The organism is Kosakonia oryzae, from assembly GCF_001658025.2.
Taxonomy (GTDB): Bacteria; Pseudomonadota; Gammaproteobacteria; order Enterobacterales; family Enterobacteriaceae; genus Kosakonia; species Kosakonia oryzae.
The window spans coordinates 2,058,249-2,083,274 of record NZ_CP014007.2 but is presented as its reverse complement, the minus strand read 5'-3'; the positions used below and the strand labels follow the sequence as shown (position 1 = coordinate 2,083,274).

General features: G+C 50.2%; 25 protein-coding genes and 1 pseudogene. 2 read left to right on the top strand and 24 right to left on the bottom strand.

What is annotated here, in order from left to right; translation table 11 throughout:
• The first annotated feature begins 119 nt into the window (after window positions 1–119).
• On the top strand, window positions 120–950 hold the full coding sequence (locus AWR26_RS09960) for a mannosyl-3-phosphoglycerate phosphatase-related protein (protein WP_064565502.1): 831 nt from the start codon (window positions 120–122) through the stop codon (window positions 948–950).
• On the opposite strand, the pseudogene dgcQ reads toward AWR26_RS09960, so the two are convergent.
• The 3 genes and pseudogenes from dgcQ to AWR26_RS09945 form a co-directional block, all read right to left on the bottom strand.
• A pseudogene (gene dgcQ, locus AWR26_RS09955) lies at window positions 914–2,616 on the bottom strand (cellulose biosynthesis regulator diguanylate cyclase DgcQ). The gene AWR26_RS09960 and the pseudogene dgcQ overlap by 37 nt on opposite strands.
• A gap of 106 nt (window positions 2,617–2,722) precedes the next feature.
• The gene (locus AWR26_RS09950) at window positions 2,723–2,905 is read right to left on the bottom strand and encodes a YodC family protein (protein WP_007371481.1); all 183 of its coding nucleotides are present in this window, start codon (window positions 2,903–2,905) and stop codon (window positions 2,723–2,725) included.
• 79 nt (window positions 2,906–2,984) lie between these two features.
• Complete coding sequence (locus AWR26_RS09945) at window positions 2,985–3,896, bottom strand: DUF808 family protein (RefSeq protein ID WP_064565500.1); 912 nt, start codon at window positions 3,894–3,896, stop codon at window positions 2,985–2,987.
• A 177-nt stretch (window positions 3,897–4,073) separates the two neighbouring features.
• Between AWR26_RS09945 and yedA the strand changes: the two genes are divergently transcribed.
• Window positions 4,074–4,982: a drug/metabolite exporter YedA gene (gene yedA, locus AWR26_RS09940; RefSeq protein ID WP_064565496.1), complete on the top strand. Its 909-nt coding sequence runs from the start codon at window positions 4,074–4,076 to the stop codon at window positions 4,980–4,982.
• Here the strand turns inward: yedA and AWR26_RS09935 are convergent.
• From AWR26_RS09935 to AWR26_RS09840, 21 genes are all read right to left on the bottom strand, one after another.
• Window positions 4,960–5,451 carry a very short patch repair endonuclease gene (locus tag AWR26_RS09935; RefSeq protein ID WP_043953137.1) on the bottom strand — a complete coding sequence of 164 codons (492 nt, stop codon included), beginning with the start codon at window positions 5,449–5,451 and terminating at the stop codon, window positions 4,960–4,962. The genes yedA and AWR26_RS09935 overlap by 23 nt on opposite strands.
• An 11-nt stretch (window positions 5,452–5,462) precedes the next feature.
• Entirely contained in the window at window positions 5,463–6,161 is a 699-nt protein-coding gene (locus tag AWR26_RS09930; RefSeq protein WP_064565493.1) for a phosphohydrolase, read from the bottom strand.
• Between the two features lie 39 nt (window positions 6,162–6,200).
• Window positions 6,201–6,458, bottom strand: a complete 258-nt coding sequence (gene drpB, locus AWR26_RS09925; protein WP_064568990.1) for a cell division protein DrpB — start codon at window positions 6,456–6,458, stop codon at window positions 6,201–6,203.
• A 903-nt stretch (window positions 6,459–7,361) separates the two neighbouring features.
• Window positions 7,362–7,973, bottom strand: coding sequence for a hypothetical protein (locus tag AWR26_RS09920; protein WP_064565490.1), 612 nt, complete (start codon window positions 7,971–7,973; stop codon window positions 7,362–7,364).
• Window positions 7,974–9,278: 1,305 nt separating this feature from the next.
• The gene (locus AWR26_RS09915; protein WP_064565487.1) at window positions 9,279–10,070 is read right to left on the bottom strand and encodes a hypothetical protein; all 792 of its coding nucleotides are present in this window, start codon (window positions 10,068–10,070) and stop codon (window positions 9,279–9,281) included.
• A 228-nt stretch (window positions 10,071–10,298) separates the two neighbouring features.
• On the bottom strand, window positions 10,299–10,964 hold the full coding sequence (locus tag AWR26_RS09910; RefSeq protein WP_064565485.1) for a RipA family octameric membrane protein: 666 nt from the start codon (window positions 10,962–10,964) through the stop codon (window positions 10,299–10,301).
• 372 nt (window positions 10,965–11,336) lie between these two features.
• Entirely contained in the window at window positions 11,337–12,602 is a 1,266-nt protein-coding gene (locus AWR26_RS09905) for a Y-family DNA polymerase (protein ID WP_064565482.1), read from the bottom strand.
• 2 nt (window positions 12,603–12,604) lie between these two features.
• The gene (locus AWR26_RS09900; RefSeq protein WP_064565479.1) at window positions 12,605–13,027 is read right to left on the bottom strand and encodes a translesion error-prone DNA polymerase V autoproteolytic subunit; all 423 of its coding nucleotides are present in this window, start codon (window positions 13,025–13,027) and stop codon (window positions 12,605–12,607) included.
• A 134-nt stretch (window positions 13,028–13,161) separates the two neighbouring features.
• On the bottom strand, window positions 13,162–13,536 hold the full coding sequence (locus AWR26_RS09895; RefSeq protein ID WP_064565477.1) for a tail fiber assembly protein: 375 nt from the start codon (window positions 13,534–13,536) through the stop codon (window positions 13,162–13,164).
• Window positions 13,533–14,651: a hypothetical protein gene (locus AWR26_RS25705; protein ID WP_244256238.1), complete on the bottom strand. Its 1,119-nt coding sequence runs from the start codon at window positions 14,649–14,651 to the stop codon at window positions 13,533–13,535. Before AWR26_RS25705 ends, AWR26_RS09895 begins: the two co-directional genes overlap by 4 nt.
• Before the next feature lie 55 nt (window positions 14,652–14,706).
• Window positions 14,707–14,943 (bottom strand): phage exclusion lipoprotein Cor, encoded by a 237-nt coding sequence (cor, locus tag AWR26_RS09885; RefSeq protein WP_064565474.1) that lies wholly within the window; start codon window positions 14,941–14,943, stop codon window positions 14,707–14,709.
• Between the two features lie 108 nt (window positions 14,944–15,051).
• On the bottom strand, window positions 15,052–15,723 hold the full coding sequence (locus tag AWR26_RS09880) for a hypothetical protein (protein WP_064565471.1): 672 nt from the start codon (window positions 15,721–15,723) through the stop codon (window positions 15,052–15,054).
• Window positions 15,723–16,025, bottom strand: coding sequence for a hypothetical protein (locus AWR26_RS25870; RefSeq protein WP_071892670.1), 303 nt, complete (start codon window positions 16,023–16,025; stop codon window positions 15,723–15,725). Before AWR26_RS25870 ends, AWR26_RS09880 begins: the two co-directional genes overlap by 1 nt.
• A gap of 45 nt (window positions 16,026–16,070) precedes the next feature.
• The gene (locus AWR26_RS09875) at window positions 16,071–19,259 is read right to left on the bottom strand and encodes a host specificity protein J (RefSeq protein WP_064565468.1); all 3,189 of its coding nucleotides are present in this window, start codon (window positions 19,257–19,259) and stop codon (window positions 16,071–16,073) included.
• Between the two features lie 51 nt (window positions 19,260–19,310).
• Complete coding sequence (locus tag AWR26_RS09870) at window positions 19,311–19,910, bottom strand: tail assembly protein (protein WP_064565465.1); 600 nt, start codon at window positions 19,908–19,910, stop codon at window positions 19,311–19,313.
• 62 nt (window positions 19,911–19,972) lie between these two features.
• Window positions 19,973–20,287 (bottom strand): hypothetical protein, encoded by a 315-nt coding sequence (locus tag AWR26_RS09865; protein WP_064565463.1) that lies wholly within the window; start codon window positions 20,285–20,287, stop codon window positions 19,973–19,975.
• A 133-nt stretch (window positions 20,288–20,420) separates the two neighbouring features.
• Window positions 20,421–21,131 (bottom strand): C40 family peptidase, encoded by a 711-nt coding sequence (locus AWR26_RS09860; RefSeq protein WP_064565460.1) that lies wholly within the window; start codon window positions 21,129–21,131, stop codon window positions 20,421–20,423.
• Window position 21,132: 1 nt separating this feature from the next.
• On the bottom strand, window positions 21,133–21,888 hold the full coding sequence (locus AWR26_RS09855) for a phage minor tail protein L (RefSeq protein WP_064565457.1): 756 nt from the start codon (window positions 21,886–21,888) through the stop codon (window positions 21,133–21,135).
• Window positions 21,885–22,232 carry a phage tail protein gene (locus tag AWR26_RS09850; protein WP_064565454.1) on the bottom strand — a complete coding sequence of 116 codons (348 nt, stop codon included), beginning with the start codon at window positions 22,230–22,232 and terminating at the stop codon, window positions 21,885–21,887. The genes AWR26_RS09855 and AWR26_RS09850 overlap by 4 nt, the downstream gene beginning before the upstream one ends.
• 2 nt (window positions 22,233–22,234) lie before the next feature.
• Complete coding sequence (locus tag AWR26_RS09845; protein ID WP_064565451.1) at window positions 22,235–24,736, bottom strand: phage tail tape measure protein; 2,502 nt, start codon at window positions 24,734–24,736, stop codon at window positions 22,235–22,237.
• On the bottom strand, window positions 24,717–25,025 hold the full coding sequence (locus AWR26_RS09840) for a phage tail assembly protein T (protein WP_064565449.1): 309 nt from the start codon (window positions 25,023–25,025) through the stop codon (window positions 24,717–24,719). The genes AWR26_RS09845 and AWR26_RS09840 overlap by 20 nt, the downstream gene beginning before the upstream one ends.
• Window position 25,026 lies beyond the last annotated feature (1 nt).

Sequence of the window (25,026 nt, the reverse complement as noted above, 5' to 3'; positions counted from 1 at the left end):
CAAAAGCGGACGATGACAAGAATTATTGATCAGGCGAATAATTAGAAATACAACTGTATTCTGTTGGATACAATAACTCCCCCACCGCCTGCCCTTTTCCAAATGATAAGGAGCCGAAAATGCCGAGTCTTGACGATCCCCTACTGGTATTTACCGATGTCGAAGGCACGCTGTTCGATAACCATACCGGCGAGTGGCAAGCTGCGGCAGAATGGCTTGACCGCCTTCGCACACAGTCAATCCCGCTCATTTTATGCAGCAGCAAAACTGCCGCAGAGATGATGGCCATTCAGAAATTGCTGCAACTGCAGGGACTACCGTTTATTGCTGAAAGCGGCGCTGTCATTCAGCTTGATGAACAATGGCAGGATCATGAGGATTACCCACGTATCATCAATGGTTCACCCCACGCTGATATTGCCAGCGTTCTGGCCCGGCTGCGTCAACAACATGGCTGGAAATTTACTACGTTTGGCGAACTGGATGAGCATGTGCTGGCAGACGTGACCGGTTTACCGCTGGCGCAGGCAAACCTTGCGCGTCTCCAGGAGGCGTCAGAAACGCTGATCTGGCGTGATAGCGACGAGGCGATGTCTGCTTTCGATCAAACGCTTCAGCAACTCGGACTGCGCTTTGTGCAGGGCGCGCGCTTCTGGCACGTTCTGGATGAGCGCAGTGGAAAAGATCAGGCCGTCAACTGGCTCACGCGCCAGTATCATCACTACCGGGGCGAACGCATGTTAACGCTCGGCCTCGGCGATGCCCCTAACGATGCGCCACTGCTTGATAGCGTTGATTTCGCTATCGTGGTGAAAGGCCTCAATCGCCAGGGCGTGCAATTGCGTCAGGATTCGCCACAGCGGGTTTATCACACAATGCAGGAAGGCGCGGCGGGCTGGCGCGAAGGTATGGATCATTTCTTTGGCGCGCCATCCGTAGAGCAAACCTGATCGCGTCCGTTGTTTTTCGCGCGGTACAGGCGGCTATCCGCAACAGATTGCAGGGATTCGAAATCGTAATCACCGTTCTCTGAAGCATTGCTGACGCCAAGCGACACCGTAATGCGCAGCGTGGTGTCTTTCTGCACCAGAATCTCTTTCCCCCGAATTCGCGCGCGAATAAGCTCGGCAACCCGCGTAGCCTGCTCCAGCGTACTGCCCGGCAGCAGAATACAGAACTCTTCCCCACCGACGCGCCCGGCAATATCCTGCCCGCCGATAGTATTGCTGATTATCCCGGCGGCATGAGAGAGCACCAGATCGCCAGCCTGATGACCGAAACGGTCGTTAACGCTTTTAAAGTGATCGAGATCGAGCTGGATAACGGCAAACGGCAGATTCTCCACGCGCGCCTGTTCAGATAACGTTTTTGCCCGTTCAAAAAATGAGCCCCGGTTATACAGGCGTGTTAACGGATCGAACCACGCCTGCCACTGCAACGTGTTCTGCATGCTGTACATGTTATTCACCATCCTGCGGATAATCCCCCAGGAGAACAGCAGCATACCGGTAAAGAGCAGCCACAGCAGCGACAGCGCGATGCTGATACGCCCAAAATCGCCGCTTATCCCCTCCCGCAACGTGTGAACACGCACCAGTACGCCACCAAACTGTCTCAGCTTTTGCCAGCTCACATAGCGGGTACCGAGATGGAGCCCGCCGATGGTATCGCGTTCCATATCCGCCAGTAGTTTATTGCGTTCTTTCGCACTGAACCCGGGTACTGCCCCCTGCTCCGTCAGCGTGCTGGTCAGCAGGTTAAAGCGGCTGTCATAAAGCAGATATTGTCCCCCTTCCTGATCTTCACGCGCTTTCACCAGTAACCGATTGATATCGCTAAGGGGGAAGCTCAGCACCAGCACGCCATACCAGTATCGCTGATAATCCAGCGGCACGCTGGCGGCAACAAACCCGCGTGTTACGCTGCCCTGGCGCGCCTGATCGGTATACCAGCGGACGCCACGGGCCCGATTTTCCTGCTGTTGCTGTTCCCGAAACCAGGGGCGCATCAGCAGACGGTAGTAGGTCGGAATTATCTGGCTTTCATTCTCCACCGGGTTTGTCGAGAGATAGAAACCGGCGCGAGAAACGTAATACGCCTGGCGTGGCAGCATGGACGCATTGGCAGAGAGACGAAACAGATAGCCGAGCTCCATCGCCGCGGTTAGCTCGTCAGGTAATCGCTCATCATCACGATTGAGGAGATCGCTTTGATTAACAAAATAATCGGATACGCCATAAATGGGCAGCGTGCGCGTGTTATCAAGGCCGATTTGCCACTGCGACTGTGTGCGCCGGAGCCCGAACTCCTGCTGTACATTATTCAGCACCTTAAAACCGAGCGGCGTTTGTAGCGCGGCCTGCATGCCGTTGCGAAAAAAAAGCAGCCTGTCCACGCCACTCTGCATTTGCATGTCCAGCGCGTTACTGACATTTTCCAGCTCGCTGCGCTGGCTGGCGACGTAAGCCCTTGCAGGACGATCACTTCTCGCCAGGTCAAAATCGTGGAACACACCATGACAATCAGAAAGCAAAGGTTAACCACCCGTGCCGGGAGAAAATAACGCTTCAGAGTGATAAACGACTTCGGTTGTTTCACGACGCTGTTCTGCCGCACACGAGCTCCCTGGAATTCAGTCTGTATTACCGCAGTCGATCTTTAGCACTGGCGTCGAATGGAGAACAATAAAAACGCCCAGCAAAAGCCGGGCGTTTCTATTGGGTTAGACCTGTTCGTGCGCCCTTTGCCTGTCGCCGGGCATCAGTTCATCTTCACGAAAGGCTTCCCGTTTGACCCCGTAACCGTCATACCATCGGCACTCCACCATACCGCTGGAGTAGCCGGTAACGATCATGCGCGGACCACCCTCTTTTGGTATTACTTCATCGCTGACCAAAAAGACCATAACTGCCTCCTGTATCAGGGCGAAACTTTTTCACATTAGACGAAGTTTACGGGTTTTGCATAATCGCTGCGGCGAGATTTTACCTGGCTGCACCGCGCAGATGCGTAACGCCTTTAACGACGGCCACGACCACCGCGCCGATGACGAATCCTAAAAGCAAATTAGCGACAAACGGTATCAGCATTTGCATCAACGCATGTTGACCAGCCGCGAAATGCTCGATCGCATGGTGCAGCGGGGTTATACCATGCACCACAATACCGCCGCCAACGAGGAACATCGCCAGCGTGCCGACCACGCTTAAGATCTTCATCAGCCAGGGAGCCAGAACAAGCAGCCCTTTGCCCACCACCTGCGACAGCGCGCCTTGCCGTTCTGCCAGCCAGTAACCCATGTCATCAAGCTTGACGATAATCCCCACCAGGCCGTAAACGCCGATGGTCACCAGCAGCGCAATGCCCGATAAAATCAGCACCTGGTTGAGCAGTGGCGCGTCGGCCACAATACCGAGCGTAATGGCGACAATCTCTGCCGATAAAATAAAATCGGTACGGACAGCGCCTTTGATTTTGTCTTTTTCGAACTGCTGTGGATTCTGAGCGGCCAGCGCCTCCAGCCGCTGCTGCCGGGCTTCCGGGTTCTCTTTATGCTTACGCGCAGCCAGGGTGTGCAGCACTTTTTCCACACCTTCGAAACACAAAAACGCGCCGCCGACCATCAACAGCGGTGTGATGGCCCACGGGATAAACGCGCTGATCAGCAAAGCCAGAGGAACCAGGATCACCTTGTTGAGCAGCGATCCGCGCGCCACGCCCCACACGACCGGCAATTCACGGTTGGCGCGAACGCCGGTTACCTGCTGCGCGTTGAGTGAAAGATCGTCTCCCAGCACACCGGCCGTTTTCTTCGCCGCCAGTTTGCCCATCACGGAAATGTCATCCAGCAAGGTGGCAATGTCGTCAAGCAATGTTAATAAACTACTTCCTGCCAAAATATCTTCCTTTTCAGAATTATCATTAAATTAAGTGCAGTATGCAGTAAAAACTCTATGGCGAAAATCATCCCATAGTGTCAACAAAAATTTAACAGCTTCTGCCGAATTAACCACTCGCAAGACGTATAGTTTTGACGTTTACTATAAGCCTCGTATCTTTTGTCGTGGTGGGTTATGCGTTTCAGGCAAGTTTTACCGCTTATTGGAGCGTTGTTTGCGCTCTATATCATCTGGGGTTCTACCTATTTTGTTATCCGCGTCGGTGTCGAAAGCTGGCCGCCTTTCATGATGGCTGGCATCCGCTTTTTATCCGCTGGCATCGTGCTGATAACCATTCTGTTGCTGAGCGGCCATAAACTGCCGCCGCTGCGCCCTATGCTCAACGCGGCGCTGATTGGCGTATTGCTGCTCGCTGTCGGTAACGGCTTTGTCACCGTGGCCGAACATCAGAATGTACCGTCAGGCATCGCTGCGGTTGTCGTGGCAACCGTACCGCTGTTTACGCTGTGCTTTAGCCATTTTTTCGGTATCGCGACGCGAAAACTTGAGTGGGCTGGCATTGCTATTGGCCTGGCGGGGATCATTTTGCTGAATAGCGGCGGAAACCTGAGCGGTAATCCGTGGGGCGCGGTGATGATCCTTATCGGCTCGCTAAGCTGGGCATTTGGTTCGGTGTACGGTTCGCGGATTGAACTCCCGAGTGGAATGATGGCGGGCGCGATTGAGATGCTGGCCGCCGGGATCGTGTTGCTGTCCGCCTCAGCCCTGAGCGGCGAACACCTTAGCGCCGTGCCGCCGCTGTCCGGCTTTTTCGCCGTCGGCTATCTGGCGCTGTTTGGCTCCATCATCGCCATTAGTGCCTATATGTATCTGATCCGCAACGTCTCACCGGCATTAGCAACCAGCTACGCCTATGTGAACCCGGTTGTGGCGGTACTACTGGGTACGGGCTTTGGCGGCGAACATCTCTCTTCCGTTGAATGGCTGGCGTTGGCGATCATTATTCTGGCGGTGGTACTGGTGACGCTGGGCAAATATCTCTTCCCGCCGTGCCCGGCTGTTACGCCTTGCGTGGAGAAGTAATCGCCATCGCATGAATCCCCTGAGTGTCGATCTGCGCGGTTTGTTGCCCCTCGCAGATCCACTCTTCCAGCCGCTCACTCAGCGCCTGCTCGCTTAATTTCAGCTTGCCGCGCAATGCACACTCCCACACCACCAGCACTCGCCAGCCCTGTTCAAGCAGCAACGCGCAGTCACGCGCATCACGCGCCACATTTTTGCCGATTTTTTCCAGCCAGAAATCCGTACGCGTGGCCGGAACCTTAAACAGATAGCAGTTATGGCGATGCCAGTAACACCCGTGGGTGAAGATCACGCAGCGATACGCATCCAGCACAAAATCAGGGCGACCCGGCAACGCGGCATCCTGTACGCGAAACGCCAGATCCAGCGATTGCAGGCAGGCGGCCAGCCTCTTTTCGATGGCCGTATCACGCGTAGCGATCGCCCGCATGTTCTTACTGCGCGTCGCTTTGTCATGAACATCCGCCATGGGTTTCTCCCTTAAAATGCTGAAGTACGAAAGTGCCGCAGCACCTCATCATCAATCCGTTGATGATCGCCCTGCAGTTCCGCGCTCAGTTTCGCCATGTAGTGCACAAGAAAATCGGCGTTATGCTCCGCCAGCTCGCGCCCTTTCGCCGTCTGCATAGTGGCAGGCAGCTTCAACAACTTACAGCGGAAATGATCGAGCGCGTAGGCTTTGTCGTCCAGTTCCCGCTCTGCGGCAAAGGGGTCGTTGCCGTCAAAGAGTGCCGCGCCCATCGCGCCGGAGACAGCAAATACGCGGGCCAGACCAATCGCGCCAAGCGATTCCAGCCGGTCTGCGTCCTGAACGATTTTGGCTTCCAGCGTGAGCGGTGCGATACCTGCGCTAAAGCTGTGCGCTTCAATGGCATGACGCACGGCGGGCACCGCGCTGTCGGGAAAATCAGGGAAGTCGTTGGCCATAATTTCAGCGGTTTTTTGCGCCGCCAGTACCGAGGATTGATGCCGCTGCGGGTGATTTTTTGCAAAGCTGACAATGTCATGGAAATAGCAGGCAGCCAACACCACCAGCCCATCAACCTGCTGCCCCTGCATCAGCGTCTGCGCGGTTTTCCACACCCGACGAAAGTGCGACACATCATGAGCTGCATCAGCATGATTAAAGTGTTGCGTCACCCATTTATCGAAACGGTGCTGCCAGTCAGATAAATTCATTGTGCATCCTGTCGATGAAAAGTCATTACCATAACATCTTCAGGCATCAGGATCGCGGGGGCGAGTATACCAGGCAATCGCGCCGAGAATTACGCCCACCAGGCCGAGCACCAGTACGCTGCTGAAACTTGTAAAACCTTCCGCGCTGGCGGCCCCTCTCGTTCCCTTCGCCACATTCGAAGGCGGACCGGGTAACCAGATATCGTTCAGCAAGCCCCAGATAAACCAGGCACAAAAAATCCAGAACGCCCACAGCGCCAACATCCCTCCCAGACTTCGTTTCGTTTTATCGTCCATAATGTTATTTTCCGCGCGGTTAAGGGTGAAAAGAATCGCTTCTTTCAGCGCCACTGTGATTACTTTCACATCATATCCTCTATAAATGATTTTTAAAGATATATCAGCATTATTTATATATTTTCCTATAACCCGCAAAAATGCCCGCTTTTGGTGCATAAGATTCACGTTATGTGAGCATGCAGAATAAAAACAAAGTGTTTTCATTTTATTTAAGCTTAAAAAATTAGTTTTCTTATTATAAAAACTGTGTAATTATCCTGACTCGTTTGTTATCCACCTTCCTTTCTTTATTTTTTACTGTCGCTCCTGTTTGACTTGTCCGACATTTTATGCCGGACTTTTTTTCGCCTGACAAAATAAAAAACAGCTCTGTTCTCTATTAACGCTACGCAAGCCGTGACGATTAAATATAAATTTAATAAGAAAAACAATGGATTACATGAAAATTAATTTTCATTCATCGACATTAATGTCAGAGAAAACAGCGTTTTTTCCATGTAGAATAGATGATATTTTCAACAATTATTTAAATTACAATACTGAGGGAAGTTGTTATTTCCCGAGGCTATTCCATTAATAAAATAAATAATAAAAAGTAAATCATCGATATAAATTATTTTTGCACAAGCATAGAAAGTTTGCTGTCGCCACATTCTTTGTAAAGTGATTAACGAGCATCAACCGGCATGCCGATCGAAACCGTGCATACATCAGCATGATTGATATGCGCTACACAACAGGAGGATGGGTATCAGTACAAGGAAGGAGAATGGCTGGCCTGTGGCAACGCACCACTGGGTTACGTTGCCACCGGTATCTTTGAAAATGGCACAAACTGTCCGCAGCCGTTTAAAATCAACCAAAGCGCGTTCGGCTGCAAACACATTATGCCCCTGTATTTTAATTGTTAGTGAATGGACGAAACAGATTAGGTTTATTCGGATCGCGGGGGAAAACCTGGATGCCATTTTTCCTTACATATCGGGTTCCTGTAAAATCCCTGGGAATATTTCCTTTTAATATTTTGTACTTACCAGGCGTATATGTAAGGCCTTCGTGTATATTATGATAATAATGACCTTTTTTACCAGGCGAACACGGCCCGCTAATATAAGAGAAAGAGATACCATCTCTTAGCATCTTTGCGCCAAGAATATTCAACCAATCTCTTTCGCCAATATTACAACAATGAAATTTCAAGACACCAATACGCTTTAGATCCCATAATTTCAAATAATGAAGAAAATCATCCGTTCTTAGTGCATAGCGTAAACCAAATTCGCTTGAATGACTGACGATAATTAATTTATCATTCTCATTCAGATCGGCACATAGCCCTCTCGAGACACCACCAAATAGAACGTCTCTGTAATCAGGATATTTTTTCCTAATGAAAGCGTAGTTATCTGGCTGTGTGTATTTTAGATCATCAAGGATGATGCATCTGACTTTTCCTTGCTTCCACACGGCCGGGATGTTCCGTCTCCCGAAAAGTCTAAGAAAATCCCACATACTATTTCCTCCGGTTAATAATATAATAAATGAAACTGGTATAAAATAAGCTGAAGGCGCGAGTTATTTTGACAAACAGCAGAATTTACCATTACATTTCAAAAATCTTTTATTAGAGTATTTTTAGGCGGCGAAAAAAAATTCCGAAGCAATTCCCCTTACGTAAAACACCTGAGAAACCACTTCAATAAACAGACATCAATACATTATATCCGGGCTGCGCCTGGCTAACATGAAAGATTCCATCTTTCATGTTATTAGCCGTCATCACGGCGACTTCACGTAATAATAAAAAAGTAGTTAGTGGTGATTGTAGATAGTGCTATTACTGATTACTACAATTAACATCTTATTTAAAACAGTATTTATTGGCGCCAAAATGCATGAATTCACTACCTATCGTAAACGTTGTTGACAGATAAAATAACAAAGACGATCGCGGTTAAGCACAGCAGCGCCAGAGCGTAATCGCGGTGCCCGTCGGATCGCCCTGCGCCGCAACGATCAGGGGTTCAATGAAACGTGTGCATTGTCAACGACTAAAATGCTCAATCAGAGCGAGAGAAATCCGGCGGTGAAAATAATAAAATGCATTACAGTTTATGAGACGTGTGCACATGACAGATTTCTCCATGCTGTGTAACATTCATAAAGTACAAGCGAAACATTTCCGGAATGAAATCAGTAAGAAACAAGCGATGGGGTGAAGTGGCGGAGAGAGGGGGATTTGAACCCCCGGTAGAGTTGCCCCTACTCCGGTTTTCGAGACCGATCTAAACCCTTTTCTTTTCATGTGGTTATATATTTTTGCTGGTATAAACGGCTTATTTCTCATCGTTATAAATCAATCTTTTAGAGACTTTTCCTGACTTAATATACCAATACCTTATGCCTGCTCAGAACATCAGGATGCTCTGGTGGAATCGCCAAAATTGTGCAACCTCAGTTTCAGACCGACGCTCCCCAGGGAAAACTCAGGACTGAGCGCATTAATGTACTCAGATGAAAACCAAAACCTAAATTCTTTTCCTGTTGCCTTCTTTCAGAGGTTTTTTTTGAGTGGCGCAACTCTGAACCTGCAAAGTTGTTATTACTCTGCAAGATGGTTGTGAGAAGACAACAAGTGCCATCAGCACCAACATTTACTGTGGCACGTTCGGACATAACACCGGGACGACGCAAACAGGCCGAATGACTGCCATGTTGCTTTGAGCTAAAAGCGGATGTTATATCCGCTTCCTAGATCCCGCAATTTGGGGCTCAGCACACCATTTATGAGCTTATATTTTCTAAGCATTAATCAATTCATCTATCAGGAGCATAACTTATAAAGGGCCCCATAGCCATAATTAGTCTATTCATAAAATGATATGTTGCCAAAGCGTAGTCATGAGTTTTGTAATCAATAATACTCATTTTCTTCCCTACATGTTTTTCAAAGCCAGGATATTTGCCAAGTTCATTATCAACCACATAAAGATGTTTTATTTTATTGTTAACAACTCTAACTTCATCAATAATAGAGTATGAAGGGATTTGCTCTAAATCCACCCCTATATCCTTAGATAATTTTTTTAGGGCGTTCCATTTGAACGGCATATTTTCGATACCTTCATCTTTGATTATCACAGCTCGTTTAACAAATTGTTCAATCGTTGCCCATAAATGAATAATCAAACCTTCATCAGCAATTTTCCTTGCTGATAAAACTTCGCAGGCTATATTAAAATTGCGGAAAGCTGAACGAGCAGAATTAATTTCCTCTTCGTCATGCTCATTATAGATGCGACTAAAAATTCCATTATGCTGCTCATCATAGTCTTTAAGTAATGGGGATATTTTCTCGGCATTTATATTGTATTGATACAATGCATACCTATTGAGCATAATGATATCATCAATTCGTTTATTAAAGCCATTCAAAAGAGAGAATCTTTTTTTACTTTTATTTCTCTCAATTTCACTCTGGATATCATCTGATCCGGGAAAATCGCAAAAATCATCAACCATTGTTTTTATTACAGGGTCTGAGCTTCTAATATTAAAATCCACATATTCATTTAAAGTTGGTATGAAATCTGCTTGTGTTAGTTCCATGTCTGTTTTCTCTATAGGATTTTGTAAAGGAGATTGAGTTTGCTCTTTTGAGAGGTCTTTCGCCTCAATGTAATATACGATAAATATTAATTAATCATAATGAAACCAATAATAACCACCTACGTGATAAGTAGCATTGTTCACTTTCAGTGGGTGTGTACTTACTGGGTAAATATTAGCCATACTAGTTTATCTACTTGTTAACACACTACAATAAATAAACGCCAACTATTCAATTATTGTTTCCCGTTGCACTGCTTTGGGAGAGTGCTTTTTTTTATGAGTTTTACCAAAAATAAACATCATAATACAGGAAAGCAAAGCTAAAATTAAGCTCACTGAGTACGCAAATATTTTTAACCAATCTTTCAAAACCAAATCGAGAGTACTGAATGAATTGTAAGTTGAAAATGCCGCTAATATTAACCAAATTACAGATATAAAAAAACAGACCCACTGATTAATTTTAGAAACAGATACACTCATTGGGCCAGTTATAAATTTATCTACGATGTTTTCATAACCGGGTCTCTCAAGTAAAGTTTTGTATAATGGGCCCGTTATCTCATCCTCTAACAGGTCAAGGTGATTTTCCCAGTTCTCTTGCCAATATTTACTTCCTCTACTTGACAGGAACCATGCAAAAGTAAATACAAAACCAATACAAGAAACTACAAATGATAAAAAGACTTTGCTTGGTATATGTTCTGATGACAGGATAGAAAAATATCCCGCAAATGCTACGGCTATCAATGCCCAGAAGTAAGCGGCTCTTTTCCAATAAAGTTCAATCTCAAACTTTCTAATATCCGATACCTGCTTAAATGCTTCCTCGTGAATTTTTGAACCTTCACTGTTAATTCCAAATTTTATGTTGTATTCATCTTGATTCATACTAGAACCCACGTTGAATATTAAAAATACAAGACTGCAGTAAAGTGCTGATGAAGATGACATGATTTATTATAAAATGTTACAGTTAAAACGCCAGTAATTTCGTTCGGTAGCAGCATTCATTTTAGTTACCATATAATAACTCAAGTGCTACAATTAATTAACTACTCGAATGTCCACTTGGCATAAAGCGACTTTCAAGATATGAGGCTCTTACATGGGGTGTCAGGGGCGGAGGCTCAAATCCTCTCGTGCCGACCAAAAACCCCAAAAAAAACCAACCCATTGCGGTTGGTTTTTTTATGCCTGCGAATTGCTCAAGGTAAAATGAAGGTAAAACCCCTGTCGCTTTAGCACCGTATTGCTTGCCAGTTACCGGACCACGGGCAGATCAGAGTAGCGTGTCGTGTACCGGGGAGACAGCATATCGCGTTTCATTTGCCACTGTTGCTGTATCCCCTGCCCGGCAAAGTATAAAGTGCCTCGGCCATCTTTTTTATTTAGCTCATCCAGAACTTCCATCAGCTTTTCACTGTTCGCGCGCGGTGCGTTGTCGTCAAACAAATTGAGCTGCGCGACGCCCTGGCTGAAAAAATCGCCCAGCATTACCCCCGCCTTCTGATACCGATGGCCATCCTTCCAGATCCGGTCCAGACAGCGCGCGGCCGCACCAATAATATCCCTGCTGTCCTGCGTGGGTGTGAGGAGTTTTACAGAGGCGCTGTTGCCATAATAAGGTTCATTTGGTGCAAACGGGCTGGTTTTAACGAAAGCAGATATGAACCGGCAGTACTGATGCTCGCCACGCAGCTTTTCCGCCGCCCGGCTGGCGTAGCTGCATATCGCCTGTCGCATATCCTCATAATCGGTAATGCGACCGCCAAACGAACGGGAGCAGACAATTTCCTGTTTTGCCGGTGCGAACTCCTCAAACCCGAGGCATGACTCGCCGCGAAGCTCTCTGACCGTTCTCTCCAGAACGACACTGAAGTGCTTACGGATAAACCGGACATCGGTGTCAGCCAGATCCAGTGCCGTTTTGATACCCATAGCGTCGAGCTTTTTTGAGATACGACGTCCTATCCCCCAGACGTCTTCAACCGGAAGCACTGCCATCAGCTTTCGCTGGCGCGCCTGGTTCGACAAATCGAGCACGCCACCAGTCTGTCGCTGCCACTTTTTTGCCGCGTGGTTGGCGAGCTTCGCCAGAGTTTTGGTTTGTGCGATGCCAACGCCGACAGTCAGATGAGTACGCTTCAGCACTGTGGCCCGTATCTCACGACCAAAGTCAGTTAAATCGCGGCAACTCCGCACGCCGGTAAGATCACAAAAGGCCTCATCAATCGAGTATATTTCCACGCGCGGCGACATCTCTTCCAGCGTCGTCATCACCCGGTTTGACATATCCGCGTATAACTCATAATTGCTACTGAACGCGACGATGCCGTGGCGCCTGAATGCTTCTTTCTGCTTAAAGTAAGGCTCGCCCATCACGACAAAAGGCTTTGCTTCAGCGCTCCGGGCAATCACGCAGCCGTCGTTATTCGACAAAACGACGACCGGCCTACCCCGCAAATCTGGCCGGAAAACAGTCTCGCACGACGCATAGAAGCTGTTCACATCACAAAGCGCAAACATAATCAGCCCACTGCTTTGACGATAAAAGTCACAACACCGAATATGTCGAGCGTGTCTTCACTCGTCACCCGGATCGGGCTGTATGCGGGATTCATTGGGTTGAGCTGAATGGCTGGCCTGAGCTGGAGGCGCTTCACAGTGAATTCGCCATCAACCGCCGCGATCACAATATCGCCGTGCTGCGCGGTGCGCGAACTGTCTACAACCAGCAGATCTCCATCGCTGATTCCGCCATCAATCATAGAATCCCCAGCAGCTTTTACGAAGTATGTCGCGCTGGGGCGTTGTACAAGAAGTTCGTTAAGGTCAATTCGCTGCTCAACATAATCCGCTGCCGGGCTGGGGAAGCCACATTGAACAAGGTCGCTGAAGAGCGGGAGCGCGACAACTGCGCGCGGAAAATCTGCTGGTTTGATGAATTGCATAGTGTAGCCCTGCTTAATACTGTTTTTATATACAGTAGTGTTATTGGTGCTACTGATCAAGGCCGCTTCGGTTGGAGGGAGCCAGTAATGAACTGGTTTTCTTTTGGCGATAAAAGGTTAGGAAGAAAAAAAATTTATTCAGGTATTTCAGGCCAGGCGATGTCAGGTGCAGTGGATGTATCAACTTTGCGTAACGCCTGTATGTACTTCTGCCAGATAATTAGCTCAGCCTTATCCTCGTCAGAAATGATGCCTAAAGTAAGCTCCACAACCCAGTCAGAGACTTTCGCCGCGGCATCTTCTCTTAGTTCAGCCAGTTTTCCATTCGCAATGGCAACGTAATCAACAGGTGCTTCCGGGTCATCCGTCCATATCCCTGTCTCAGGGTTATAGTGTTTTGCACCACCCTGAAAATCGTCAGGCACTTCAACGGATACCGTAGCGCCACCCCATAACGATGGCTCGAACCCATAAGATCGATAGTCACCCGTATAAACGTAAATATTCATGCTGTCACCTTCCAGACGTGAATTCTGCATGGGGCTGAAGTCCCCGAGGTGGTGACGCCATGACCGCCACCCGATACATTACTGCCAGCCCATAAATAACTGACTGCCGTCTGTAGCACAATTCCAGTTCCCTCTACATACGATGCATTAACGCCATATGCGTTAGCGGTAGAACTGTTAAAGGCCCACCCTGTGCGGGACCAGACGCCACCGATCTGAATTTCAGCCTCTACGACCACTGGCACGTTCACCCCGAACGGGTTTGTAAACACAGTTCTGGTGTTAACCCCAACCGTGCCGGCAGATATCAATGCGTAGCTGATCTTGTTACTGACAGCCGCCACTTTATTATCAGTTTCAGTTGTACTGTACACCGACAAATTGGCTCTCGCGGTTGAAGCTGTCGCAACCAGTTCACTAAGATTATTGGCCTTTTGAAGAAGGTTGTCAGGGTTAACGCTGGCGGCGGCGGCCTGCGCATCGGTTTTGGCCTGCTGTGCTGCTGTATTGGCCGCCACGGCATCGGTTTTTGCCTGCTGTGCTGCTGTGTTTGCGGCAGTCGCATTTGTGGCCGCCTGGCTTGCAGTAGTGGCATCGCCTGAAACCTGGACCGCTTTTGTATCGACATCCTGCAGATCTGTGGCAACCTGTTGAGCATCCTCCGCAACCTGATCTGCAATCTGCTGCAATGCTACCGTATCAATATCAGCCAGGAGATCACTGATTTTCTTCCAGCTCGGGCCAGTAAAGCTGGAACCATCAGGAAGGATTACGGTGATATCTCCGCTGTCACTGAATACGGCCTGCCAGTTCTGTTTGTCACTGTTTAAGCCACGTAGCGCCTCTGTAGTTTGCGCCACCAGCGCAGCAGTAATCTGGTTCTGTGCGGCGCGCGGAACGGCTGACCACGCAACACCCGATTGTGTTGGCCCCGGATAGTTGCTGATGAGCGTCAGAGATGTTGCGCTTTCAACCGATTTGACAGGCAGCGTGTAAGTAATGCCGCCGACTGTTGCGACAATAAAATCACCGTCGGTCAGCTCTGTAGCAAATGCCGTTCCACTGCCACCGACCGCAGCAGAATTATTGGTCAGGGTTAAATTTCCTGCTGACATATGGACTCCAGACAATAAAAAACCGCCGAAGCGGTTCTTTTAATTTCGATTAAATTTACTTGCAGTTAGAAGAAGTGAAATTATTTTTATTTACCCATCGCCAGTTAAACGGATCACCCGCCTTATATTCAGTCTGATTTGCAATGACACGCACGCCATAAATCTGCACTGTTTGAGGAAAACCTCCTAACATCGCAATTGCCTGACATACGGGCTGTTGTTTTTCCAGAATGGGGGATGAGCAGCCTGATAAAATCATTGCCAGTAAAAAAACAGAAAACATAGTTTTCATTTAATTATCTCCGGAGGTAATTATTAATTAAATTACGCTTACCTTGGAAATACCTGAAATAGATTTAACATATTAATAAACATAAACCGATCGATTTAAACGATCATTTTAGTCATAGGGATCTGTTTTTATCGCTATGATTGCATTCCCGTTATTTGTACTACCCACGACTGAACCGGAAGCGTTACTGCTGGATGCAGCGCTTATTCTGGAGGTTGAGCCATTGAATCTGCATCCTGTATAAGCGGTGGCTGCAATGACCTGAGGCTGACCCTGTACCATTACCTGTATCAGCGTTGCACCCAGAATGCCTGGACATACGGCATAACTTCCACTTAGTGTCTGGTCTATGTTTATTCCGCCGTTGTTGCCCGGCGTGCCGATTGTAACCAGATCACTTAATACCCGGCTTTCATTGGTTAACACCAACCTTCCGGCAGCATCCCATATTGCAATGCCCCATTCTGGCAGGGTTTGAGGGAAAATAGCGAAGATATAAGCAGTCAGCGTATGGGCTTGTCCGTATGGATTACCCGAGCTTACCATTACGTTGCTTCCGGACCTTATTGCGCTGACATATGTTGGTTGGGCTGTGTTACTTGTTTTACAGAAAGCAATGGCTGGATATGAAGCGTTAACAGGTATTGATGCTGATGCCCCCTGATATGTCCCATTGGCAACAGAATTAACAACAACTTTTCTGTATAAACAAAAAGGTGTGGAGTTCGGCGTTACGAAAGGGTTTCCATTAACATTAATTAATGCACCGTAAGCAGCCATCAGGCATTCTCCAGAAAAACTATTAATTCGCACTCTGAGGCGGCATAGTTACCTACGCCTGTACTGCTTGCTGCGCTAATCGTCATGGTGTTACCTGATGCGACTATACGCCTTCCGACGCCAACAGCTCCCTGATCAAGGGATAATGTAAACCCAACTTTGTAACCTGATGGTATCGTAAACGAGTACGACCCTGACGTCTGTCCTGCCGACAGGCTTACAATTCCCACCACCGACACTGGCTTTATTCCATAGTTGTTATAGACGCCTGATTCGTCCCATGTTGATATTCCGTATGCCATTATTTGCCCCACACGAATAAGGCGCCATCATGGCGCCATAGAGTCCTACCATGTTCCGGTTAATCGCCCTATCTGCACCCTGAGAACATTATTACTGTCTCGCACGGTTATAGTCTGGTTATCCTGCTTCATCGAACCCTCGCCGCTTGTTGACCCATAGTTAACGAAAGTTCCACTCTTATCGAGCCGCCATCCCGCTGAACCGGCAACGTAGTTATTCGACTGGATATAGTTCCCTATTTTGGCGTTTGTGATCGTCCCGTCCTGAATGAATGCACTGGAGATAAACACCTGCCCGTTGACCACCGCAAACGGTGAATATTGCGTGGTACCACTGCCGCTCATCAACACAAACTGGTTGGCATTGAACCCCACCCGCGTGATGACTGGCTGACCCGCCTGGGCCAGCACGGCGATCGACATTCCGGCGTTATACATCACGCCGTTTATCCTGACGCCGGTCTTCAGCGTATAGATAGCCGTTGCGCCGTCGCCATCCACCACCGCCGTAAGTTTGTCCTCCAGCGCTGCGGTGACATCGCCAATCTGTGCCTGCACCTGGGTGGACAGTTCTGCCAGCGCATTATCGACGTCGGCGATCGTCGTTTTCACGACCAGAATGTCAGCACGCACCTCACCGTATTGCGCCCACTGGTGCTCAACGGCACTGTGGGCAGCTAGCGCATCCTGCATGATCCCTTCAAGGTTAGTGTTAATGCCGCTGGTCAGCCGGTCGCCGTCGGCAGATGTGAGGAAACCATCACCAATCCCCTCCAGATAGTCAGCGGCCTGGTCGTTTGCCATCCCCCTGATCCAGTCGGTATAGCCCGATTCGTTGCCGGTTTTATCGACCAGTTGCGCGCGGTACCAGAATTCCTGCCCGGCTTTCAGTCCGAGCTGGGTGTATTCTGCCTGCGGGTATGGCACATCGGAGAGCAGCAGCGGATCTGAAAAATCACTGTTGGCCGTGTACTGAATTTCTGTTTTCAGCGTGTCAGCGGTGTTGGCCGGGAATCCCCAGTTGAGACGGATACCCCAGTTAATACCTGTCGCCATAAAACCAACCGGCTTCGGCGGGTTGCCTTCTTTTCCGGTCAGCGTCGTTTCGCTTGAGTAACCCCAGCCACTGGAGATTTCAGCGGCGTTGATGGCGCGCACGCGCACCAGATAGCGTCCCGCATAAATGCCCGGTACTTCAAACGAGGTGGTGGAGCTGCGCGGCACATTAACCCAGTTGCCGTCGTTGCGGCGCCACTGTGCTTCATAGGTGATCGCATTGGCTGTATCTGACCATGAAACACGCATGGTCTGAACGCTGATCCCCTGATTCACTACAGAATAACTGCCGATCACGATATCATCAGGCGCGGACTGGCTGCCCGGCGGCACGACACTGACAGGACGGCTGTCGATAATGGCTCCGGTATCAATGCGGGCATATTTGTCCGGATCATGAGCCGCGCCGGTAATGGCAAACGTGCCATCATTATTGTCAGTGACACTGACCACCCGGTATTGCTGGGCATACAGCTCGTCGGATTCCACAATCCAGACGCTTTCCGCTTCCGGCGTTTCGCTGTAAGCGGTGGTCACCGTGACCACTTTTCCATTAACGCTCTGAATGGTGCGGCTCTGCGCAGCACCGGAAGGCAGGTTCAGGAACAGCCGATTACCGGCAACCGCATCAGGCGCTCTGTCCAGGGTGATCACCCGTCCATTCACCGCGCTGATACGCCCGCCGGTAACTTTTCCCGACAGGTTCTCGTCGGCCACAGCGATGATGTAGCCAGGCTGCGGGATCATGCCATCCAGCCCAACGGAGAAAGAAACCATCCGGTCTTTATTGTTGGTTAGGATCCCCCAGCGCCCTTTACGGTTTGCTTCCGACTGGCGGGTGCAGCCGATCGCCGTCATTTCAAGCTGGTTAAAGCCTTTGTAGCGGGAGACCAGTTCCTGCTCAAAAACAGGCTCCATCGCATCAGCATAACCATTATCCGGATCGGAATATGAAACCAGCGCGCTGGTATATCGGTTTTTCGTTGTACTGCTGCTGTAGCTGAAACGGCCGTCGATGACATTTGCTCTGGTGTAGCTGTAATCGACATCGCGCGGCATGTCCGCAAGAGTAACAATCTGGTTGCCGCCCCAGTACGTCATCCCCCGGAAGATAGCGGCGAAGTCACGCAATACCGTATAAGCGTCGTTGCGATCCTGAACATAGACGTTACAGATATAGCGCGGCTCGGTGCCGCTGCCGCCTTTACCGTCCGGGACCGGCGCATCGCAATACTGCGCCACCTGATAGAGCGTCCATTTATCGATGTTCTCAGCCGTCAGGCGGTCACCCAGGCCGAAACGGTCAGAAACCACCAGATCGTAAAATATCCATGCCGGGTTATCAGTCCATGCCCATTTAAAGGCACCGGACCACGTGCCACTGTAGGCGCGCGTTTCCGGGTTGTAATTGTCCGGCACGCGGATCACGCGTCCGCGTGGCTCACAGGATATCTGCGGAATGGAGCCGTTGAACTGGCTCGAGTCAAATTCGATATAGAGCAGCGCAGTGTTGGGATAGCGCAGTTTGGCGTCGATAACTTCCGTATAGCTCTGGAGCGTCATTGTGTCGCCGATTTTGGCGCTGTTGGCGTCAGCGGTAATTTTCCTTACCCGCACGGTCCATGACGTAGCGCCAGCAGGCAGATCGATGCGGTGACTGCGCTCGTAGCCTGATGTCGTTTTCCCGCTGACGGCGGTGTTAATTTTCGTGACAAACGCCCCTCCATCCACCTGCAGATCAATCGCGTACTGAACCTGGTTACCCACCAGATCGCCGTCATCTTCTTGTTTAAAGAGTGACGCCCATTTCAGGCGAAGGCGTACCGCAGAAAGCTGAGAGTTGGTAAACGTATGCGTCCAGGCCGCTGAGCTTTTAATCTCGATGCCGGTGCTGATCTCATTCTCGGTACCAGGAATGCCCTGGATATAACTTTGCGCCTGGTCGCCCGGGCGAAACTCCCACGTCACTCCACTGAAATTCGATGAGCCATTGGCATTCAGCAGCGGCGTACCGTCAAGAAAAATACTCTGGCCGGTAAGTTGCCCGGAAAATTCCCCCTCACCCAGCGCGACAAGGATCTTCGCCTTCGCGACAGACTGGAGATCGTCAGGCTGTTCTGTGGGCGTGCGGGAACTGGAGCTACCGCCTTTGCGCCCCTGAATTTTCTTGTTTGCCATATTGCGCCCATAAAAAAACCGCCCGGAGGCGGTGATTAAGCGGAGAAAATTTTATTGCTGATCTTCGACGTAAATACCGGCGGAGATAATCGCACCGCCGATACGGCGTTTACCGTAAAGAAGCGGTACCGGGTAACCCTGGGCAGCGGTATTTGTCACACCGCCGAAGGCGTAAGATGCTCTGTTATCGGAATCCTGTTTGCTGGCCAGTCCGGCGGTCTGCGGGGAAAGCATTTGTACCACCCCGCCCAGCATCATTACCGCACCCATTTTAGCCATCCCGTAACCTACGGCTGACAGCGTGCCGCCAGAAAAATAACCAATGACAACGCCAACAACCACCAGCACAGCCCCGAGAATGGTTTGCAGCGCACCGGCTTTTTTACTTCCCATTGCCACCGGAACAATGCGTATCACCTCACCAGCCACGGGGAAACCCAGATCATCAACGCCAATATTTTCCTTGCCGCGAAAGACAGCATAGGTCAGCCCACGCCGCTTACTGGATATCATGAACTGCTCAAAGCCTTTTACCGTAGCCGCCAGAGCTCTGGTCGCTTCATGAGTGGTGCTTATTAAACGATGGTGAACTTTGCCAAAAGTTTTACCGAGAATGCCGCCAAGTTCTATTTGTGTCATAACTTCCTGCATTCTTTTCTCCAGAAAATAAAAAACCCGCCGAAGCGGGTCGATATATTTCATAAATACCAGGATTATTGGCATTTTACTGTTCGTAATGTTTCCAGCTGGTTTAAGCGAGCCTGCACTTTCTTGCGAGCCTCACTTTTTGCCATACCATTGCCTATGCCAAAATCCCCAAGGACGCCCAGTACAGTACGCCCATCAAAATCACCTGTGTTCTCAATCTCTTGTTGAATGCTATGTGTTTTAGCAATTTCCTGAGTTATTGCTTTACAATCTAAGGCTGAGGCTTCTTCTGCGGTTACTGCGGGCGCTTGAGGATATTGCTTGGTCGCGCACCCCGAAACGAAGGCCAGAGCAATTGCTACCATCACCATTTTTTTCATTTTTACTTTTCCCAGATAAAAATAAGATTAGCCCTGTCAGGCTAAAGGATTATACAAAAACAAAGATGGTTCGACGGCAGATTTTTAACAATCATGACAAAGAGAAAAGGAATTAATCAGGAAAGAAGATAATTTATAAAAACTCTCTGTAACGCAATATCTTAATAGTCCTCTCCCGCCAGTAACCGCCCCACGGCTCACGATTACTCAGCCGCCCGTACAGATGGTGCAGCATCATGTTGCCTTCCAGCAGGATCGCGGCATGGTTCCACTTGCTGGCCTGCACCTGCATGATCAGCACGTCGCCAGGGGCTGGCGCGCCGGACACTTCCCGGAATCCGCATTCGTACCAGTTGTCCTGGTATAAATTATCGGGATACTGATCTTCCCACCACGGATAATCGACCCGGTAATCAGGCAACTCAATGCCGTGAGTCTGCCTGAACCAGCTCATCACCAGCCCCCAGCAGTCGTAAACGCCCAGCACAAACGGGCGCTCAAGGAGCGGCAGCTCGCCGCGCGGCAGGATGGTACGGAAATCGCCTTCCGGCCAGCTCACGATATGCCACGGCAGCGCACTCAGATCGCATTGCGCTTTGTCGGCCTCGCTGGGCTGGGTGGTTGCATCGGGGTGGCTATGCACGATAGCAATTACCGTGCCCCGGTCTTCTGCCGCAGCATAGTCCTCCGGGCAGAGGACAAAATTGTCCTCCGGTTTTTCGGCAATATTGCGGCACGGGAAATAGCGTTCCACCCGGCTTTTCTGCACCACCAGGCCGCAGCACTCGCGCGGATATTCGGCGGCCGCATGCGCCATAATGTCGTCAATAATTTTCTGGCGCATATCAGCTCCGGATCAGCGATGTGCCGGGAAAACCGCCAAACGACAGTTCATTATTTTCCCCGAAACGCAGCTTGCACCCTGTCAGCGTGCCGTTGCATTCATCCAGCGACGGGTCGCTTACCGGGTTATTGTGCTTATCGAAATAGCGCGTCCCGGCGTAATCACAGCCGTTACCGGAACGGTACTGCCCGCGAATGCACCAGGTACAAAGCGAATGCAGCTGACGCGTCGGGATCATCAGTCCCTGCAAATCCATCGGGCTGGAAAGCGTGAACTCCACAACCTCATTTGTCTCGCTGCTTTTCGCATCGATGTACCAGACCTGCAGCTTTTCCTGCAACGGGTCAGCCGTCGGGTTTCCCTCCGCAAAATTCCGCGCATCAAGGTACTGCGCCAGCGTGTCGTGGATGGTGACTTTCGCCTGCAACATATCATCGTAGGCAAGGCACAGCGCAGTGATCGACGCATCAAGGTTAGCAACAGACAGTTTTGGTGATGCGCTGCTGCCGCTGGTTGATACTTCAATCCCGTCCAGCTCATACGGCCAGGCTCTGTACTCGTTACCCTGCCACCAGATGGACTTCGCCGGCAGCAATGATTCATCGCCACCTGCAGCGATAATTTCCGCTTCCGTGTGAGGAATGTTGTGACTGTGAAAACGAAGAATATCGCCCACACGGAACGCGGATCCGTCAACGTCAAGAAGCCGGACCGCGTTGCCCGGTTCCAGTTTTTGATAGTCGCTGTGTAAACTCATGGTGCAAATGCCTGCTCGAAGGTTGCAGTGATGGACATAACGTTCTGGCTTTTGACAACCTGCTGGAGGCTGTCAGCCTCAACACGCCAGAGCGCCAGCGCCCCGAAAGGTGGTTTAAAAGAAAAGGATTTGGTCTTATGCCTGCGCAGAAATGCATAAATTTCCAGCGCAGTTTCCGTACGCCCGTTAAAGGAAAAATCAAACGTCAGCGATTCAGGATTGAGGCCATCGCCACTCACTTGGGCATAACCATCGCCGAACTGGGCTTTTCTGACGTTGTCTTTACTTTTTATTATGGGCTGCCCGGCTGACTGAATCGGCCAGGTAAAGACCTCAATGGTCATTATTACCTCCGGTTTACTGCACTCCAGATAATTCCGCCGGGACGGACTTCGCGTTGAATACCCTCGGTGACAGACTGCTCGACAACCTGCTGATAGGCTTTCCCAATCTTCTCACCGGACGACGGCTGCTGGCCGCTGTTGTCCCCTGACGATGTCACTGAAACCGGCGCGTAAACATTCACTCCCATCGGTGAAGAAGCGATCGGTGAGGCGCTCCCGACGTATCCGCCGTTCGCATATCCCCGCATCAGGCGGTAAAGGTTACCCACACCGATTCGGCTCGTGGCTTCCTGGGTAAAAACGAACTCACCATGATGAACGATACCTGCGGGATCGTATTTACCACCCGGCCCCGTAAACCCGCCGCCCGCAAAGCCCAGGAGCGAACCAAAGGCAGTTCCGCCCAGGGTGGATTTAACAGTATTCAGCACCAACATCTGGCTGATCATCTGTGCAATCCCTTTAAGAAAGGTGGTGAGAAAATCTTTGAAGTTTGATTTACCTGTCACCAGAAAATCAGCCAGCTGCGAGGACATCCCGGTAAAGGCGCCCTGTGAAATCTGCTGTACCTGCGAGTAGACATTCGTCGCCGTATCGGCAAATTCTGCAAAACCTTTTTTGGCCCCGGCCTGCCAGTCGCCACGTAACTTATCCTCCTCTGCGTAATAATTACGCAGCGCCACCAGCTCCTTCTGGTAATCGGCATCCGTCAGCCTGCCGCCGGAATTCAGCCAGCCACTTTCAAGCTGGGCGAATGAGGATTGTCTTGTCGCATCCCGATCGCTTAGCGTTGCTGAATTTCTCAGCGCTGCCTGTTTCGCGGACGTCTGCGTGGCATATTTGCTCGCCGTGTCCATACGCTTATTCAGTTGCTCCTGAGCAACAATCTGATCGCCCAGCAACGCTTTCTGTTGTGCCAGTGCAAGTACCTGTTCCTTGCTGGCCAGCAGTGACTGTTCCTGCTTCGTCAACCGGCGCCTGCCTGCGGCGTCTTCCAGTACCGTAAATTGCGCCTCTGTGGCCCACAGGTCTTTACGTTGCTGGCTGATGACATCGTTAATGCCCTGGTGTTGTTGCAAAACCTTAAGCTGAGCCTGAAGCGCCAGCAGCTCAGCCGTGGATTTATCCTCCGCCCGATCACCGGCAGGAACGGCAGTCTTCGGCGCTTTCGGGTCTTTATACTTCTCGTTAACGGCGGCGGTAAGTTTGTTAAATTTATCCTGCGAGATGAGTCCCTGATCCAGCTGACGCTGATACTTCGCCTGCAGGTCATTACGGATTTGTGCGTTGGTGCGGGCGTTTTCGAGAAACTTATCCGCCTCAGTATTCGCAGCAATCTGCTCTTTATTAAATTCCCGCGCCTCTGCCCCGATTTGCTGCACAAATCCCAGGAGAGTGTTCGCGCTTTTATTAATATTCAGCCAGTTATTTTGCGTCTGCTGCGACTGGTCATTCATCTGCTGGTTGATGGTGTCAAACACCGCAGAGCCGGTTCCGAACTGAAATGCAGGCAGTTTTGCTGTGGTTGCATTATCTGCGACATGATCGGACCAGAATTTATAATCCTTAATCTTGTTAATCAGTCCCTGCCAGTAATCCGAAAGCGTATCGATATCGCCTTTTGCATTCTCGGTAAACTGCGCCTGGCTGCCGCTGAGTGAATCAATAATGAGTTTTGTTGCGCCTGCTTTATCGCCTAAATCAACCATATGCTTCACCTGCTCATACAGCGCAAGGTTGGCAAAATTATACTGGCTGTTGATGTCGATAAAGGCTTTCAGCGGATCCTGCGGAATTTTCCCGAGCTGGTTAACCAGATCCTCAACACTCTGGCCAGTGTTTTTCGACATAGTGAGCGCTGTCTGGCTCACCAGACGGATCTGCTCAATGGACAGGCCGATGCCCGTCGCCTGCGCCACCGTTGCGGCAACGGCAGACTTACTGGCGTCAGTACTTCTGGCAATCGACGACGACAGGCGGGTAAGACTGTCACTGGTCTGCCCGCTGATATTCCCGGTGCGGGCCAGCGCCTGATTATAGGCGGTGGACTGCTGGCTGCTCCGGTACAGATCCAGTGCCAGCAATCCGACGCCGGTAGCCAGCGCACCAATACCGAGCGTGACGGGGTTGATCAGGCCGACCAGCGTGCGAAGGTAATCACCGACGCCCGTCAGCGCCCCGCGCACGGAACCAAACTGGTCTTTGATCTGCCCGCCCTGCTGTAAAAGGATCAGAAAGGGCGACTGCCCGCCAGCGAGCTGCGTTGCAATGTCCGTAAACTGCGCCGGCAGGCTCCTCATGGCGGCATTATACTGCCCCACGGATACCCCGGCTTTCCTGGCTGAAATTTCCTGCCGACTGAATGCCTGCTGAACCTGCAACGCCGCATCATTAGCCGCATCGCCCGTCCCTTTTAGCTGACGGCGGGTGTAATTCACCTGCTCGGTAAATTTCGCATTATCAATATCAAGACTGACAACGAGATCACCCACTGGCTGGGCCATAACGTTTTCCTCCGGATATCCCCTCCGCAAGATGCATCATTGTTTCGTCATCCTGTTCAGGGAAAGGTTTTAGGGGGTTAAGAAGACTGAAATCAGCAGGGGTAAGACCGTGGTCTTTGCACATCATGTCGACGACAAGATGGCTCAGGCAGGCGAAGTGGTTATCGAGCAGATCATTACTGAAAAGCTGAACGCGGTAAAAATCCCCCCACTCTGCCAGTTCAGTGGAAGACATTGCAGAAAGCATCGCGCGCCAGTCCGGCCTGCCAAACTCGCGCGCCAGCTTCATC

What these genes read in the sequence shown, in the direction of transcription:
- yedA (WP_064565496.1), top strand. Translation starts at nt 4,074, where the DNA reads ATGCGTTTCAGGCAAGTTTTACCGCTTATTGGAGCGTTGTTTGCGCTC.
- AWR26_RS09870 (WP_064565465.1), bottom strand. Translation starts at nt 19,910, where the DNA reads ATGCAGGAAGTTATGACACAAATAGAACTTGGCGGCATTCTCGGTAAA.
- AWR26_RS09880 (WP_064565471.1), bottom strand. Translation starts at nt 15,723, where the DNA reads ATGGCTGCTTACGGTGCATTAATTAATGTTAATGGAAACCCTTTCGTA.
- AWR26_RS09855 (WP_064565457.1), bottom strand. Translation starts at nt 21,888, where the DNA reads ATGAGTTTACACAGCGACTATCAAAAACTGGAACCGGGCAACGCGGTC.
- AWR26_RS09950 (WP_007371481.1), bottom strand. Translation starts at nt 2,905, where the DNA reads ATGGTCTTTTTGGTCAGCGATGAAGTAATACCAAAAGAGGGTGGTCCG.
- AWR26_RS09845 (WP_064565451.1), bottom strand. Translation starts at nt 24,736, where the DNA reads ATGGCCCAGCCAGTGGGTGATCTCGTTGTCAGTCTTGATATTGATAAT.
- AWR26_RS09905 (WP_064565482.1), bottom strand. Translation starts at nt 12,602, where the DNA reads ATGTTTGCGCTTTGTGATGTGAACAGCTTCTATGCGTCGTGCGAGACT.
- AWR26_RS09860 (WP_064565460.1), bottom strand. Translation starts at nt 21,131, where the DNA reads ATGCGCCAGAAAATTATTGACGACATTATGGCGCATGCGGCCGCCGAA.
- AWR26_RS09865 (WP_064565463.1), bottom strand. Translation starts at nt 20,287, where the DNA reads ATGAAAAAAATGGTGATGGTAGCAATTGCTCTGGCCTTCGTTTCGGGG.
- cor (WP_064565474.1), bottom strand. Translation starts at nt 14,943, where the DNA reads ATGAAAACTATGTTTTCTGTTTTTTTACTGGCAATGATTTTATCAGGC.
- AWR26_RS09875 (WP_064565468.1), bottom strand. Translation starts at nt 19,259, where the DNA reads ATGGCAAACAAGAAAATTCAGGGGCGCAAAGGCGGTAGCTCCAGTTCC.
- AWR26_RS25705 (WP_244256238.1), bottom strand. Translation starts at nt 14,651, where the DNA reads ATGTCAGCAGGAAATTTAACCCTGACCAATAATTCTGCTGCGGTCGGT.
- AWR26_RS09915 (WP_064565487.1), bottom strand. Translation starts at nt 10,070, where the DNA reads ATGGAACTAACACAAGCAGATTTCATACCAACTTTAAATGAATATGTG.
- AWR26_RS09930 (WP_064565493.1), bottom strand. Translation starts at nt 6,161, where the DNA reads ATGAATTTATCTGACTGGCAGCACCGTTTCGATAAATGGGTGACGCAA.
- AWR26_RS09895 (WP_064565477.1), bottom strand. Translation starts at nt 13,536, where the DNA reads ATGAATATTTACGTTTATACGGGTGACTATCGATCTTATGGGTTCGAG.
- AWR26_RS25870 (WP_071892670.1), bottom strand. Translation starts at nt 16,025, where the DNA reads ATGGCATACGGAATATCAACATGGGACGAATCAGGCGTCTATAACAAC.
- AWR26_RS09910 (WP_064565485.1), bottom strand. Translation starts at nt 10,964, where the DNA reads ATGAATCAAGATGAATACAACATAAAATTTGGAATTAACAGTGAAGGT.
- AWR26_RS09900 (WP_064565479.1), bottom strand. Translation starts at nt 13,027, where the DNA reads ATGCAATTCATCAAACCAGCAGATTTTCCGCGCGCAGTTGTCGCGCTC.
- AWR26_RS09960 (WP_064565502.1), top strand. Translation starts at nt 120, where the DNA reads ATGCCGAGTCTTGACGATCCCCTACTGGTATTTACCGATGTCGAAGGC.
- AWR26_RS09840 (WP_064565449.1), bottom strand. Translation starts at nt 25,025, where the DNA reads ATGAAGCTGGCGCGCGAGTTTGGCAGGCCGGACTGGCGCGCGATGCTT.
- AWR26_RS09850 (WP_064565454.1), bottom strand. Translation starts at nt 22,232, where the DNA reads ATGACCATTGAGGTCTTTACCTGGCCGATTCAGTCAGCCGGGCAGCCC.
- AWR26_RS09935 (WP_043953137.1), bottom strand. Translation starts at nt 5,451, where the DNA reads ATGGCGGATGTTCATGACAAAGCGACGCGCAGTAAGAACATGCGGGCG.
- drpB (WP_064568990.1), bottom strand. Translation starts at nt 6,458, where the DNA reads ATGGACGATAAAACGAAACGAAGTCTGGGAGGGATGTTGGCGCTGTGG.
- AWR26_RS09920 (WP_064565490.1), bottom strand. Translation starts at nt 7,973, where the DNA reads ATGTGGGATTTTCTTAGACTTTTCGGGAGACGGAACATCCCGGCCGTG.